Genomic DNA, 14,814 nt, shown 5'->3' on the forward strand with positions numbered 1-14,814 from the left:
ATGAGCCAGACTGCTGCCGTTCGCCCGGTGATTTCGATCCGTGACCTGAAAACGGCGTTCGGGACGCATGTCGTCCATGAGCACCTGAACCTGGATGTGATGCCGGGGGAGATCCTGTCGCTGATCGGTGGGTCGGGTTCCGGCAAGACGACGCTGCTGCGCCAGATCCTCGGGCTGGAGCATCCGGCGGCGGGACGCGTCGAGGTATTCGGCCAGGCGTTGCACGATATGGATGCGCGTACGCGTGCGTTGCTGCCGCGCCGCTGGGGCATGCTGTTCCAGAGCGGGGCGCTGTTTTCGGCACTGTCGGTCTTCGATAATGTGGCGTTGCCGCTGCGCGAACTGCGTGCACTGCCGGAAGCGGTGATCCGCGATGTGGTCATGATGCGATTGGCCCAGGTCGGGCTGACGCCAGGCGATGCGCTCAAGCAGCCGTCGGACCTGTCCGGCGGCATGATCAAACGGGTGGCACTGGCGCGTGCGCTGGCGCTGGACCCCGATCTGGTCTTTCTTGACGAGCCTACGGCGGGTCTGGACCCGCAGCGTTCGGCGGAGTTCGTCGAGTTGATCCGCCAGTTGAATCATCAACTGGGATTCACGGTGGTCATGGTGACCCATGATGTGGATACGCTGGTTGCCATGAGCATGCGGGTCGCCGTGTTGGCCGAAAAGCGCGTCATTGTCTGCGATACGGTGGACAAGGTCATGCAGTTCGACCATCCTTTCATCAAGGCATTTTTCCAGCGTGAGCTGGAATATCGCAGCCGGCTGTCGGCTGCGTCCGGGGAGTCTGTCCATGGAAAACCGTAGTCACGCGCTGCTGGCGGGACTGTTCACGATTGCATTGCTGGTTGCCGCCGTGCTGGTGGCGATCTGGATGTCGCGCGGCCAGGGTGATCTGCTGCATTACGAGCTGCGTACCGATACCTCGGTGACCGGGCTGTCGTCCCAGTCGGCGATCAATTACCAGGGCGTGCCGGTCGGCAAGGTACTGGCGCTGTCGCTCGACACCAACCGGCCTGGCAACGTCCGCATTCAGATCGGTATCCGGCCCGGCACTCCGATCACGACTTCGACCTGGGCGGAACTCACGGCCCAGGGCGTGACCGGCATGTCATTCGTGTCACTGCACGATGATGGTTCGTCGACCGAGATGCTGGTGCCCAAGCCGGGCGGCGAGCCGATCATGATTCCGCTCAAACCGGGTCTGCTGGCACGCGTAGAGGCACGCGCCAGTGTCATTCTCGCCAGTGTCGAGCGTATCGCCAGCCAGGTTGAAAAGGTGCTGGATGACAGGCATGTGCGTGCGTTGGGCCAGACACTGGACAATCTCGATGCGATTACGGCGTCGTTGCGTCCGGCCATGGAACAGGCCGGTCCGCTGGTGCAGTCACTGCGGGGCGTGGCCGCGCAGGCCGATCGGATGGCGCGCGACATGAGCGAAGCCGTGTTGTCGGCACGCAGCGCCCTGGATCGGGTGTTGGCACCCGGAGGTCCGCTGTATACGGCGACGCAAAGCATGGAAGACCTGGCCAGGGTGGCGGCGCAACTGCGGATGCAAACACTGCCGACCCTGGGAACCGCTGCCGGCCAGGTCGGCAGTGCGGCGGCCAGCCTTGGCAACACGGCGCGGGTGATCGGTGAGTCGCCTCAGTCGCTGTTGTTCGGGCCGCCTGCGGTCAGGCCAGGCCCCGGCGAGTCCGGGTTCCAAGGGTTTGGAGGAAACCAATGAAACAAGTGATGAAGCAGGGCGCGCAGCCGCTGCGCCTGATGGCACGCCTGTCGGCAGTGTTTGCCGTGCTGGTGCTGGCGGCCTGCAGCATGGGCCGTACGGGGGTGATGCCAGTCATGCTGGATCTGGGGGCAGCCCAGGGTGATACGTCATTCGCCAGCGCGAGTGCGCCGGCCCGGCCTGCCCTGGTGCTGGAAACGGTGCAGGCTGCACCCCTGCTGACCGATACGCTGGTGATCTGGCGTGAGGCAGGCAGCAGTGAGCCGCATGGTTATCAAGGCTACCGCTGGGTCGCCACACCGGCCAGCCTTGTTGATCAGCGTTTGCGCGAACGCCTGTCGGCGGGCGGTCCTGTGCTGGCCCAGGACCTGACAGGCGCAATGCCGCATTTGCAGGTGCGGCTCGAGCGGTTCGAGCAGATCTACGCGCCGGAAACCGGTGCCAGCCAGGCCCATGTCACACTCAGCGGACTCTGGTTCGAGGCTGGGCAGGCACCGCGTCAGTTCCGCTTCGACCAGGTGCAGGATGTGTCCGGCACGGGGGCCGTTGCTGGTGTGCGGGCGTTGGCCCTGGCGCTGGATCGCGCCATGCAGCAGGTCGATGGCTGGCTGCAGGATTGAACTTACGGATCGCACGATATTCAGAGACTCATGGCAATCAAAACCGAATACATCACTTTCAGCGGCGCGGCAGGGCGCATCGACTGCGCCATCGACTGGCCCGAAAGCGAGCCGCGCGGCTGGGCGCTGGCCTTGCATCCGCACCCCCTGCATGGCGGTGCGCGCGACAACAAGGTCGTGACCACACTGGCGCGAGCCTGCCTGATGCAAGGACTGGTGGTGGTACGCCCGGATTTTCGTGGCGTGGGAAAGTCCGAAGGGGCGTTCGACCAGGCACGCGGCGAAACCGAAGACATGCAGGCCCTGGTGGATCAGTTCCGCGAACGCTATCCGGCCCTGGTGGCAGGCAAGCAGGTATTGGCGGGGTTTTCGTTTGGCACGGCGGTGGCTGCGCAGCTCTATTCGGCCCTGGCCGAGCGCGATGGCGCAGCACCGTTCGATGCCGTGATGCTGGCCGGGCCCGCGGTGAGTCGTTTTCTGTTTCGCGACGTGTCGTTGCCTGACGATACCTGGTTGATCCATGGAGAGCAGGATGAGGTCGTGCCGCTGGCCGAGGCGTTCGACTGGGCACGTCCGCTGGGCCTGCCGGTCGTGGTGCTGCCGGGCGCAGGCCATTTCTTCCATGGCAAATTGTTGGTCTTGCGACAATTGGCAACCAGACATCTCGGCTGGTTGTGGCAGTCCTGAGGCCTTTGTACACTGCCACATTCGTCCCCGTTTACGCATTCCTCCCATAGTGAAATCCATGTCGATGTCTTTTCGTTCTCTCGTACTCAAGCCGACCACGCGCATGGTAATGCTCGCCATGACCGCCTCGGTGCTGGCGACCGCCACCCCGCTCATGGCACAGGAAGCCGCCGCACCGGCTGCCGCTGTTGCCCAGCAGGCGCAGGCACCCGTGACGTCGCTGGCCGACCTGTCGGCCGTGCCTGCCCCGGTGCTGGCGGCACGCGCCTGGATTTCCATCGACCTGACCAGTGGCCAGGTACTGACGTCCAAGGACCCCGACGTGCAGGTCGAGCCGGCCTCGATCACCAAGGTGATGACCGCTTATGTGGTGTTCCAGGCACTCAAGGAAAACCGCCTGTCGCTCGACCAGCAGGCCATCGTGTCCGAATTCGCCTGGAAGACGGGCGGTTCACGCATGTTCATCGAGCCGCGCAAGCCGGTGACGGTGGATGAACTGTTGCAGGGCATGATCGTGCAATCGGGCAATGATGCCTCTGTGGCGCTGGCCGAGGCCGTGGCCGGCAGCGAACCTGCCTTTGCCGCCCTGATGAACCAGCAGGCCGAGCGCATGGGCATGAGCCGGTCGTATTTCGAGAATGCCACCGGTTTGCCGGGCGAGCGTCACTTGGTGTCGGTACGTGATCTGGCCATCCTGGCAGAGCACCTGATCGAGGACTTCCCCGAGTACTACCACTACTACCAGCAGCGCGAGTACAGCTACAACAACATCACACAGGCCAACCGCAACCGCCTGCTGTGGGCCGATCCGTCGGTCGATGGGCTCAAGACCGGTCACACCTCTTCGGCCGGCTATTGCCTGGTGGCGACCGCCAAGCGCGGTGACCGCCGCATCGTGACCGTGATCGTGGGTGCCGACAGCGAAGCGGCCCGTGCCGAGGAAAGCCTCAAGCTGCTGAACTGGAGCTTCCAGAACTTCGACACGGTCAAGCTGCTCGATGCCGACCAGCCTGCCGTGCAGGCCCAGGTCTGGGAAGGCGAGCAGAAAGAAGTCGGCCTGGGTGTGCCCGAGGCTGTTTGGCTGACCGTGCCGCGTGGCAAGGCAGGTGATGTGCAATCCGTGGCACGCCGCACCGATCCGCTGGTGGCACCGCTGACCCAGGGCCAGCGCGTCGGTACGCTGGACCTGACGCTGGATGGCCAGGTGCTGCGCAGCGAGCCCTTGCAGGTTCTGACGCCGGTCGAGCGCGCCGGGTTCTTCGGCCGTATGGCTGATACCGTGCGCCGCTGGTTCAACTGATCACTTGATACGAGGTCTTGTCATGACAGATACCCCAGGTGCTTTTCCGGAAATTCCTCCCGAGCAGTCGCTGATCGAGTATCCCAGCGACTTTCCGATCAAGGTTATGGGCAAGGCGCATCCCGACTTTGCCCAGTTGCTGACGGCGTTGGTGCTGGAGCACGATCCTGAGTTCGACGTGGCAACGGTCGAGATGCGCCCCAGCAGCAGTGGCAACTACATGGGCTTGACCTTTGTGGTGCGTGCCACCTCGCGTGAGCAGCTCGACAACCTGTACCGTGCGCTGAACGGTCACGAGATGGTATCGGTCGTGCTGTGAGCGGTTTCCGGATCGATCGTCTGGCTGGCCAATCGCATTACACGCCGGTCTGGCTGGCGATGCAGGACTACACCGAAATGCGCACGGCCGAATCGCCGGATCATATCTGGCTGGTGGAGCATATGCCGGTCTACACACTGGGCCAGGCCGCCAGGCCGGAGCACTTGCTCAATGTCGGCGATATCCCGGTGGTGCAGACCGACCGGGGCGGGCAGGTGACCTATCATGGGCCAGGTCAGGCCGTGGCCTATTGCCTGATGGATCTGCGCCGTGCGCGCATCTTCGTCAAGGAATATGTGTTCAGGCTTGAGCAGGCCGTGATCGACACGCTGGCCGGTTTTGGCGTGCGTGATGCGCGTCGCAAGCCGGGCGCGCCGGGGGTGTATGTCACGCACCAGGGCGATGAAGCCAAGATTGCCGCCCTGGGCCTGAAGATCCGCAATGGCTGCAGCTACCACGGTGCCGCCCTCAACGTCGATATGGACCTGCAGCCCTTTCTGGGGATCAACCCCTGTGGCTATGCCGGTCTGCGTACCGTAGACCTGGCGACGCTGGGCGTGCATGTCGATTTCGAGCATGCCGGACAGGCACTTGCCGCGCAGATCGATCACCAGTTGGGACACCGTGCCACGGGACAGGGTTTCTCTCGATAGCGTGTCCAGGATGTCTTGGCTGGCGTTTTGTCGTGAGCAGGCCGCGCATTCCTGGCCTGCCATGCGTGAAAGGATGCGGGGCAGGGCACCTGCGGTTACACTGGCTTTTTGCACACGCTTTGCCCAGGATATCCCATGACCACGGCTGCCGATCAGCAATCCTCTCCGACAACGATCCAGACGACTGCGCCGGGTACGGCTGTTCCGGCACCCGCGCCGGCCGCCTACGATCCCACCCAGAAGCAGAAGTCGCAGGCCAAGACGGCACGGATCCCGATCAAGATCGTGCCGGTCGAGCGGCTCAAGAAGCCCGAGTGGATCCGGGTCAAGGCGGCCTCGCAGGGGTCGCGGTTCTACGACATCAAGCGCATTCTGCGCGAGCACAATCTGCATACCGTGTGTGAAGAAGCATCCTGCCCCAATATCGGCGAATGCTTCGGCAAGGGTACGGCCACCTTCATGATCATGGGCGACAAGTGCACCCGTCGCTGCCCGTTCTGTGATGTCGGGCATGGTCGTCCGGACCCGCTGGATACGGCAGAGCCTGAGAACCTGGCACGTACCATTGCAGCGCTCAAGCTGTCGTATGTCGTGATCACGTCGGTTGATCGTGATGACCTGCGTGATGGTGGCGCAGGGCACTATGCCGACTGTATCCGGCTGATCCGCGAAATGTCGCCCAAGACCCGCATCGAGGTACTGGTGCCCGATTTCCGTGGCCGGCTTGAGCGTGCGCTGGAGATCCTCGATCTGGCACCGCCCGATGTCATGAACCACAATCTCGAAACCGTGCCGCGTCTGTACAAGCAGTCGCGTCCGGGGGCCGATTACCTGCATTCCCTCAAGCTGCTGGCCGAGTACAAGAAGCTGCAGCCCAGCGTGCCGACCAAGTCCGGTCTGATGCTGGGCCTGGGCGAGACCGACGAGGAAATCCTCCAGGTGATGCGCGACATGCGCGAGTACAACGTCGACATGCTTACCATCGGCCAGTACCTGCAACCCTCCGAGCATCACCTGCCGGTACTGCGTTATGTGCATCCCGATACCTTTGCCATGTTCGAGCGCGAAGCCTACGACATGGGCTTCAGCCATGCTGCAGTAGGTGCCATGGTGCGTTCCTCGTACCACGCGGATCAGCAGGCCGAGGCGGCTGGCCTGGCCAACTGAGCATGACGCACAAGCTGTGGCTGGTCGTCGCCGGCTGCCTGTTGCTGGGTGTGCTGGCGGCGTGCGCGGGTCGGGGGCCGGCGCGGATGTTCGAGCGCACGGTTGAGGATCGCTTCAGCGGTGAACTGCAGGTTCTGTCGCTGCGCAAGCTCGGGTCTTCAGAGCCGCTGGCGCGCTGGAAGGGCGTCTACGGTCTGTATGTGCGCGACCGGGCCGATGGCGAGCCATTCATGGTGCGGCTGGCTCAGGACGACAGTGCCGAGAGCCTGGTGCCCAAGGTCGAGGCAGCACGGCGCGAGAAAAACGCATTCGTGCAGCAACAGCGCCAGGCCCTGGCCTCCCTGCGCGCAGCAGGCCTGCAAGGTGATTTCTTTTCCCTGAAGGCTGACTCGGTCTACGGCAAGCCGCGCTGGAATATCGCGTATTTTGCCGATATGGGTGCATTGCGCCATGACCAGCCGCTGTTCGGCGCAGCAATGGCCAGGGGGCTTGCGGGCGTGATGCGTGCCGGCTTGCAACCGCCGCCACAGATCGACATCTATCCGGCTTCGGCGCGGGCGGACTATGTCGATCCGCTGGGCAAGGGCTATCACGGTCCGATCGAACTTATCCGGGGTGCGCCACAGACCTACATGCAGAGTCAGGATGACGGTTCGACGGCACTCTGGTCTCTGGATACCCAAGCGATTGCAGCACCACACATCGTTTCCGAGCGCCAGCCTGCCCTGCGGACAGCCTGCTATGGCGCAATCGACGCCATGCGCGCACGCAATGCATTCTTCGTGCAGGATGGCTTCTACATCGTACCGTCCGGCAATCTGTACCGGGATTACGGCATTCCTGAAAAACTGCGCGCCTCTGGTCTGCGTCAGGGGCATACCTCGTTCGGCTTGCTGGACCGGGTTGACGGCCATATGGTGTTGCGGGGGATCGTGACCCAGGATGCGCCAGGGCTGGACGATCCCTATGCCGTGGCGGCTGTGTATGAATACGAATATGCGTTCGCCACGGATACCTTGCAGGTGCGTCGGCTGACGCCTGCCGCCTGATCAGGGTTGCCGTTCCATCAGCAGGGCATAGGCCGCCGCTTCCAGTTCCCCGCAGGGCGACAGGTTCTGGCCCTGTTCGTTGCGGACTTCGAAAGTATGCTGTTCGCCGCCAGCGGCAGCGGCACCATCCAGGCTCAACAGCAGGGTGTAGAGCAGATCGGTACAGACCTGATCGAGCACTGCCAGTACCTGTCCGGCTTGTTCCCCGGACAGGTTCAGTGCACGCCATTGGGCTGCCGCCAGGCCAGAGCTGTCCTGCTTGAGCAGGCCAAGCAACTGAGCGGCTTTCTCGGTTTGCCAGCAACTGACCAGACGCTCGGCATCCATGGGGCCGTCTTCGTTCTGGTGTTCTGCATCCAGACCGCCGATCAGGTCGCGTTCTGCGAAGACACTGAGCCAAGGTGGCACCGGCGTGCCTTCATGGGCACGCAGTACGGCGGTTTGCCCCTGTCGTGCGCCTGCCAGATGAAATCCCTGGTCGATGAGTGCGCGGATGCGGGCATCGACCTCATGGGCCTGCAGATCGCTGGCAGCCAGGCATTCGACGCCACTGTATTCGACCAGCCGCCAGCGTAGTGGCCGCATGTCGGCCGCCCAGCGTTGCAGGCTGGCAGATTGTTCTGCCGCATCCGATTCCGGCAGGGGAAACAAGGCACGTATGCCGGGATGGTCGGCCAGTATGCTGGCCAGCATGACCCGGTCGTCCGTGGTCAGCCCCTGGCAGGTATGCCAACCCCTGAACTCCAGCGTGTAGTGTTCTGCTTCGGGCCAGGACAAATAGTCATTGAGGGCGTCCCAACTGCCATGCCATTCGCCACCCAGTGGTGCAATGAACGCTTGGTTGAATGTGCGCACCACGGTCGGGAAAGTGTGGGCATCGGTCAGGTCGATGATGATGTGCATGGCAGAAAGGGTATTCAGCGGTTGTCCAGGCCATTGGCCACACGCTCTGCGCGTATGGTGTCGGCGTTGTCCAGGATGTGCTGGCGCAACCCTTGCAGGCCGGTGCGGATTTCGGCCAATTGGGTGGCGTACTGGTCTTTGGGCGTCAGTGGATTGTCGTGGCGGGCATCCCAGTCCAGCGCCTGGTCTATGGCTGCGACCCAATGATCGATAGAGCCGCCGGCCCATTCATTGATCTGCTGTCCAAGGGTGGCATTGAGTGCATCCATGACGGCAGGCTCGCCATCGGCGGGCAGTTCCGGATGGGCCAGCAGATGGTAGCGAAAACGGAGCTGGCCGATATAGAACCAGACTGTGGCTTCATCCTTGTGGCCCTGTTCGAACAGCTTCTGGGCATGCATGTAGAGCGTGCTGGGATGGGTGGTGGCGAGCTGGGTCTGTACGGCAGGTGCAGTGGCGATCATGTTGGAGGAAGCGGCAAGTGCGGTGGTGCAGGGCAAAGCCAGGGTCAGGGCCAGGCTTGCGGCGGCCAGATGGAGGCGGAGATGAGAAGGCATGCGCAATGACAGGATGGGCTATGGAAGCAACGCATCATTTTATGGCACTGCAAACCCGTGGCAGGCGAGTTGCCTGGCATCCCGGGCATGTGTGATGGTCGCGACTTCTCGCTCAGGCGACGGTTCTGGAAAGGTATGCGCAGGTGGCCTGACGTGCGCCGGTGGCATCCTGTTCCTGGATGGCGGCGATGATCGTGGCATATTCCTGGCGAATCCAGTTGCGCTGTGCTGCGGCTGCGTGGCTGTCGGCAGGGAGTCGGTGCTCGGGGCTGGCGGTATAGCCCAACGTGGCAAGGTGCTGTGACAGGTAGTGGCTGCGGGCGGTATCGGCAAGGGCGTGGAAAAAGGCTCTGGCTGCCTGCTGGATCTCCGTCTGTGGATCCAGTTCGCTGTCGGCGGGTGCCAGGCTGAGCTGTGAAGCGGCATGGCGCAGCCGGGCCAGGTCTGCCGATGTGCGTCGCAGCGCCGCCAGGGCTGCACTTTCGCTGGCCAGGGCGCGAAACAGTTCAAGGCGTGCGGCGCTGTCTTCAATCTTGCTGTCCGGGCTGGCCTCTTGCGGGCAGGTGGACACGGGGGATGGCAGAACGAAGGTTCCCACGCCCTGTCGGGTTTCGACCCGTCCCTGTGCCTGCAGTCGTGAAATGGCTTCACGCACCACAGTCCGGCTGACGCCCAGTTGGCGGATGAGTTCGGCTTCGGAGGGCAGCTTGTCTCCTGTCTGCCAGATGCCTTGCTGGATGGGATGCATCAGCGCTGCCACGGCTTCTTCGGCCAGCGTCCGATTCTTGCGGCGCAGCGGTTGGGCGGAGAAGGCGGGCATGGCGTTGAGGGATGAATCCGTATTATGTGATGTTATCCGCCATATTATGCCTTTTTTATGGCGATAAACGGTGTCATATGTGGTTTTGCCATAGGTTGATCAGGTGTCGATATCGGCATCCTGGGCAAAGTCGCTGCGGCTGATGCCATGGCGCTGCAGTTTGTCGTAGAAAGTTTTGCGTGGCAGGCCCAGTTCGGCCAGGGTGGCCCGGATATCGCCCCGGTGCGCAGCCAGTGCGCTGCGGATCTGTTGTGCTTCGTAGCGCTCCATGCGTTCGGGCAGGCTCAGTCCGGTACTGGCGCTGTATTGCGTCAGTCCGGGGTCGGACACGCCTAGCACATGGCGCTCGGCATAATGCGCCAGCTCACGGACGTTGCCTGGCCAGGTGTGGCTGTCGAGCCAGGCCAGCGTGCGGCTGTCGGCCGGTGGTTGCGGGCGGTTGAAGCGGCGCGCCGCCTGTGCGCAGAAATGGGCAAACAGCAGTGGAATGTCCTCGCGCCGTTCGCGCAGGGGCGGCAGGCGCAGCGTGATCACGTTCAGGCGATAGTAGAGGTCGGCCCGGAACTGTTTCTGATTGTCGGGCTGGCCCAGATCGACCTTGGTGGCTGCCACCACGCGCAGATTGACAGGGCGTTCTTCGTTGGTGCCCAGCGGGGTGACGCTGCGCGTTTCCAGTACGCGCAGCAGGCGGATCTGGGCAGCCAGCGGCATGCTTTCTATTTCATCCAGGAACAGGGTGCCGTGGTCGGCATATTCGATCCGGCCCATGCGTTTGCGCTGCGCGCCGGTGAAGGCACCGGCTTCGTGACCGAACAGTTCGCTCTCGATGATGTTTTCGGGCAGGGCTCCGCAGTTGATCGCGACCAGCCGATGCGAGGCGCGCCGGCTCCAGTGATGCAACAGCGAGGCAACGACCTCCTTGCCAGTGCCGGTTTCGCCTTCGACCAGGACGTCGGCATCGGCATCGGCGATATGGCGCAAGGTATTGCGCAGTCGCTGCATGGCAGGCGACTCGCCCAGCATCAGGGGCTCATTGTCGTTCTGGTGCAGCGCCTGTTGCAGGCTGCGGTTTTGCAGGGTCAACAGGCGCTGGGTGGCGGCATGGCGTGTCGAGGTCAGCAGGCGTTCGGTCGGGTAGGGTTTGGCCAGGAAGTCGAAGGCACCTTCCTGCATGGCCTGGACCGCCATGTCGATATCGCCGTGACCGGTGATCAGGATGACAGGCTGTCCTGCGTCGCGGGCACGCAGGGCGCGGAACAGGGCCAGTCCATCCATGCCCGGCATACGGATATCGCTGATGATGACGCCTGGGTAGTCGGCGGGTAACTGCGCCAGTGCATCCTGGGCGCTGGCGAACAGGTCGACGGTGATGCCGGCCAGGTCCAGGCTTTGTGCTGCAGCGGCCCGCAGGTCGGGATCGTCGTCGATGAAGGCGGCACGCAGGGCAGTGGCGGAGGTCATGCGGTGTATTCCGGCAGGGTGATGAGGAAACAGGCACCCGGCTGGCCGGGGGTGGAGGGTTCGAGTACCAGTGTGCCGCCCAGTGCCTGGATGATGTCGCGCGAGATGAGCAACCCAAGTCCCAGGCCATCGCTGCGGCTGGAGGTGAAGGGCGTGAAGAGCTTGCGACCGATGTCTGCATCCAGGCCCGGGCCGTTGTCGCGGATGCGGATCCGGACCTGACCATCGGCCTGGCTCGCCGCTATGGTGATGCATCCACCCGTGGCCGGGCCGAGTGCATCGAGGGCATTGCGCAGCAGGTTGATAAAGACCTGCTCCAGCCTGACCTGCGCGGCGCGGACCTGCAGCGGTGCCAGGGTATCGTCGATGTCGACGGTCACGCCCTGGCGGCGGGCGCGTGGCTCAAGCAGCAGCATGGCATTGTCGAGCGCGGCACGGATCGAGACCGGGCCGGGTTCGTCCCCGGCTTTGCGGGCGTAATGTCGCAATTGGCCGGTAATCAGGCCGATGCGATGGGTCAGGTCGGTGATGATGGTCAGGTTGCGGGCGGCCGCCTCGGTATCCGTCCGCTCCAGATAGACTCGGGCATTGTCGGCATAGGTCTGGATGGCGGCGACGGGCTGGTTGATTTCGTGGGCCACGCCGGCCGAAATCTGGCCCAGGAAGGCCAGTTTGTCGGCCTGCTCCAGTTGTTCGCGCAGATCGCGGGCCCGCGCCCGCGATTGTTCCAGAGCCTGCATTTTTTCTTCCAGGCGCTGGTTGGCGGCATGCCATTGCCGGGTGCGAGCTTCGACGGCCTGTTCCAGCTCCGTCTGTGAGGCAGCCTGCAGCGCCTCGCGCTCCAGTCTCTGGTGCCGGCGTACCAGCCAGAGAGCAGCCAGTGCCAGCAGGCTGGCGGTGGCCAGCAGGGCGGTCAGGCGCGAGGTCTGTGCGCTGGCAGCCAGCATGGCGCGGGTCGGCGACAGCACATGCAGGGTCCAGGTGCTGTCGGGGATGGCCTGGCTGATCTGGCGATAGCTTTCCCGGGTACCGCTGCGCAGGACCGGCAGATTGGCCTGCATACCCGGCACCAGTGGCAGGGGTGTCAGGCTGGCCGTGCCGAACTGCAGGTCGGCATGCAGGCTATCTGCCAGGGCGGGCGGCAGGGTGCCCAATGTACGGAAATGCCAGTCGGGGTCGCTGCTCAGGATGATGACGCCATGCTCGTCGGTGACGAAAAGAATGTCACCGGCGTGCTGCCAGGCCTGTTCCAGCCAGCCGAAATCGAGCTTGATGGCGATGACGCCATTCTCGCGTGTTGGATCGGTATCGACCCGACGCGAAAAATACAGGCCGGGTCGGCCGCTGGAGGTACCCAGCGCAAAATATTCGCTTTGCCCTTCTCGCAGCGCATTGGCGAAGTAGGGGCGAAACATATAATTCTTGCCCACGAAACTGTCGCGGTCCTGCCAGTTGCTGGATGCCAGGGTGTCGCCCTGGTGGTCTATCAGGTAGATCACGCTGGCACCCGTACCCTGGGCCAGGCGCTCCAGCTTGAGGTTGAGCGCAGCCAGCGCTGCGGGGTTGCGTTGCGTGAGCGCCTGCTGCAGGGCCGTATCCTGCGCCAGGATAAAGGGCAGGGCATCGAACTTGTTGCGGATATTGTCGATCAGGCGGGCATTGGCCGAGGCCAGGCTGTCCAGCCGTACGGATTGTGCCTGGTAGGCCTGGTTGTCGCCCAGACGTCCCGAGAACATGGCGGCCAGTACCAGCAGGACAAGGCCAATGGCACCGAACAGCCACCAGTCATGCCGTATGCGCTGGTCGAGAGGCCGGGGCCGTGCCGGAATATCTGGCATGTCTGTGTGAAAATCCGCGTGATGTACTGAGTGGTTGTGCGGATTTTCGCACAATCCTGGTCGCCTGGTCGCTATGCCCGCTTGTGGTGCCGTCCGCGAAGGCGCGCTGCGCCGTCTCGGTGCATTTGATCCGGTGTGGTGCATGAGTTGGCATGAAATTTGCTTTTGCCCCTCCAACTGTCCGAAACATACGGACCCGTTTCAAGGTATCAGGAGACATAAAAGATGGTCGACCTCTCTCAGGGCGAAGGCATTGTCGTGCGCCCGACCGCTCCCCGCAAAATCCGCCTCTACCAGGTCCTGTATGTACAGGTGATCGTGGCGATCACCATCGGCATCCTGCTGGGCCACTTCTATCCCGACGTCGGCGAAAGCATGAAGCCGCTGGGCGATGCCTTCATCAAGCTGGTCAAGATGATCATCGCACCGGTGATTTTCCTGACGGTCACGACCGGTATTGCGGCCATGAGCGATCTGCAGAAGGTGGGCCGCGTGGTCGGCAAGGCCATGCTGTATTTCCTGACTTTCTCGACGCTGGCGCTGATCATTGGCCTGATTGTCAGCAATGTGGTGCATCCCGGTCACGGCATGAACATCGACCCGGCCTCGCTCGACAGCGGTGCCGTGCAGACCTATGTGCAGAAGGCGCATGACAGCACCATCACCGCCTTCCTGATGAACATCATTCCGGCCACGCTGGTCAGCCCCTTTACTGGCGGCGACATCCTGCAGGTGCTGTTTGTGGCCGTGCTGTTCGGTATCTCGCTGGCTGCCGTGGGTGACTATGGCAAGCCGGTGCTCAATTTCTTCCAGGCGCTGATGTTCCCGGTCTTCAAGCTGGTGGCCATTCTGATGAAGGCTGCGCCCATCGGTGCCTTTGGTGCGATGGCATTCACCATCGGCAAGTACGGGATCGAGTCGGTCTCGAGTCTGGCGCTGCTGGTGGTGACCTTCTACCTGACCTCGGTCTTTTTTGTGGTGGTGGTACTGGGTGCCGTGGCCCGCTACAACGGGTTCTCGATCCTCAAGCTGATCCGCTACATCCGCGAAGAGCTTCTGCTGGTGCTGGGTACCAGCTCGTCAGAGGCTGCGCTGCCCACGCTGATGCAGAAGCTGCAGCGCGCCGGCTGTGCCAAGTCGGTGGTCGGGCTGGTGGTGCCGACCGGGTACTCGTTCAACCTGGATGGCACCAACATCTACATGACGATGGCGGCGCTGTTCATCGCCCAGGCCTGCAATATCGATCTGTCGCTGCAGCAGCAGATTCTGTTGCTGCTGGTCGCCATGCTCAGCTCCAAGGGGGCCGCAGGCGTGACTGGTGCCGGTTTCATCACCCTGGCGGCCACGCTGTCGGTGGTGCCTGACGTGCCCGTGGCCGGCATGGCCCTGATTCTCGGCATCGACCGCTTCATGTCCGAGTGTCGCGCCCTGACCAACCTGACGGGCAATGCCGTGGCTGCCATCGTGGTGGCGCGCTGGGAAGGCGAGCTGGACAAGTCGCAACTGACGGCGGTGCTTAATGGTGAACCCGGCCATGACAAGGATCCGGTGGATCACCTGACCGAACCGCTGGTTGCCGGCACCACGCCGAGTACGCACCCGGCTGTATAAAGGTTGATAAATATTAACGACGGATTGTGTTTTTATCCGGAGTTGATTGAAGAAGGCGGTGGGATCGCCGCTTTAGAAATGAGGTTGACGCCCGTCA

At 63.0% G+C, this 14,814-nt stretch carries 15 protein-coding genes; 10 read left to right on the forward strand and 5 right to left on the reverse strand.

Annotated elements, in window-relative coordinates:
* The 9 genes from DD235_RS13720 (at position 1) to DD235_RS13760 (ending at position 7,527) form a co-directional block, all read left to right on the forward strand.
* Entirely contained in the window at positions 1-810 is an 810-nt protein-coding gene (locus tag DD235_RS13720) for an ABC transporter ATP-binding protein (protein ID WP_109062667.1), read from the forward strand.
* Positions 797-1,732 (forward strand): MlaD family protein, encoded by a 936-nt coding sequence (locus DD235_RS13725; protein ID WP_109062668.1) that lies wholly within the window; start codon positions 797-799, stop codon positions 1,730-1,732. Before DD235_RS13720 ends, DD235_RS13725 begins: the two co-directional genes overlap by 14 nt.
* The gene (locus tag DD235_RS13730; RefSeq protein WP_109062669.1) at positions 1,729-2,352 is read left to right on the forward strand and encodes an ABC-type transport auxiliary lipoprotein family protein; all 624 of its coding nucleotides are present in this window, start codon (positions 1,729-1,731) and stop codon (positions 2,350-2,352) included. The genes DD235_RS13725 and DD235_RS13730 overlap by 4 nt, the downstream gene beginning before the upstream one ends.
* Before the next feature lie 30 nt (positions 2,353-2,382).
* On the forward strand, positions 2,383-3,039 hold the full coding sequence (locus tag DD235_RS13735) for an alpha/beta hydrolase (RefSeq protein WP_109062670.1): 657 nt from the start codon (positions 2,383-2,385) through the stop codon (positions 3,037-3,039).
* A 64-nt stretch (positions 3,040-3,103) separates the two neighbouring features.
* A complete protein-coding gene (locus tag DD235_RS13740) occupies positions 3,104-4,339 on the forward strand; it encodes a D-alanyl-D-alanine carboxypeptidase family protein (RefSeq protein ID WP_420810472.1) in 1,236 nt (411 codons plus the stop codon).
* A gap of 22 nt (positions 4,340-4,361) precedes the next feature.
* Complete coding sequence (locus tag DD235_RS13745) at positions 4,362-4,658, forward strand: DUF493 family protein (protein WP_109062672.1); 297 nt, start codon at positions 4,362-4,364, stop codon at positions 4,656-4,658.
* Entirely contained in the window at positions 4,655-5,311 is a 657-nt protein-coding gene (gene lipB / locus DD235_RS13750; RefSeq protein ID WP_275667552.1) for a lipoyl(octanoyl) transferase LipB, read from the forward strand. The genes DD235_RS13745 and lipB overlap by 4 nt, the downstream gene beginning before the upstream one ends.
* A gap of 135 nt (positions 5,312-5,446) precedes the next feature.
* Positions 5,447-6,478, forward strand: a complete 1,032-nt coding sequence (lipA, locus tag DD235_RS13755) for a lipoyl synthase (protein ID WP_239990157.1) — start codon at positions 5,447-5,449, stop codon at positions 6,476-6,478.
* A gap of 2 nt (positions 6,479-6,480) precedes the next feature.
* The gene (locus DD235_RS13760) at positions 6,481-7,527 is read left to right on the forward strand and encodes a hypothetical protein (RefSeq protein ID WP_109062673.1); all 1,047 of its coding nucleotides are present in this window, start codon (positions 6,481-6,483) and stop codon (positions 7,525-7,527) included.
* Here the strand turns inward: DD235_RS13760 and DD235_RS13765 are convergent, their stop codons facing one another.
* The 5 genes from DD235_RS13765 to DD235_RS13785 form a co-directional block, all read right to left on the reverse strand.
* Positions 7,528-8,430 carry a barstar family protein gene (locus tag DD235_RS13765; RefSeq protein ID WP_109062674.1) on the reverse strand — a complete coding sequence of 301 codons (903 nt, stop codon included), beginning with the start codon at positions 8,428-8,430 and terminating at the stop codon, positions 7,528-7,530.
* Positions 8,431-8,444: 14 nt separating this feature from the next.
* Positions 8,445-8,987, reverse strand: coding sequence for a hypothetical protein (locus tag DD235_RS13770; protein WP_109062675.1), 543 nt, complete (start codon positions 8,985-8,987; stop codon positions 8,445-8,447).
* Between the two features lie 112 nt (positions 8,988-9,099).
* Positions 9,100-9,807 (reverse strand): FadR/GntR family transcriptional regulator, encoded by a 708-nt coding sequence (locus DD235_RS13775; protein ID WP_109062676.1) that lies wholly within the window; start codon positions 9,805-9,807, stop codon positions 9,100-9,102.
* A 99-nt stretch (positions 9,808-9,906) separates the two neighbouring features.
* Entirely contained in the window at positions 9,907-11,268 is a 1,362-nt protein-coding gene (locus DD235_RS13780) for a sigma-54-dependent transcriptional regulator (RefSeq protein WP_109062677.1), read from the reverse strand.
* Positions 11,265-13,106 carry a sensor histidine kinase gene (locus DD235_RS13785; RefSeq protein ID WP_162300503.1) on the reverse strand — a complete coding sequence of 614 codons (1,842 nt, stop codon included), beginning with the start codon at positions 13,104-13,106 and terminating at the stop codon, positions 11,265-11,267. The genes DD235_RS13780 and DD235_RS13785 overlap by 4 nt, the downstream gene beginning before the upstream one ends.
* Before the next feature lie 225 nt (positions 13,107-13,331).
* Here DD235_RS13785 and DD235_RS13790 point away from each other — a divergent pair, with 225 nt between their 5' ends.
* Entirely contained in the window at positions 13,332-14,717 is a 1,386-nt protein-coding gene (locus tag DD235_RS13790) for a dicarboxylate/amino acid:cation symporter (protein WP_109062679.1), read from the forward strand.
* Positions 14,718-14,814 lie beyond the last annotated feature (97 nt).

Origin of the sequence: Corticimicrobacter populi (assembly GCF_003123725.1) — a bacterium.
Taxonomy (GTDB): Bacteria; Pseudomonadota; Gammaproteobacteria; order Burkholderiales; family Burkholderiaceae_B; genus Corticimicrobacter; species Corticimicrobacter populi.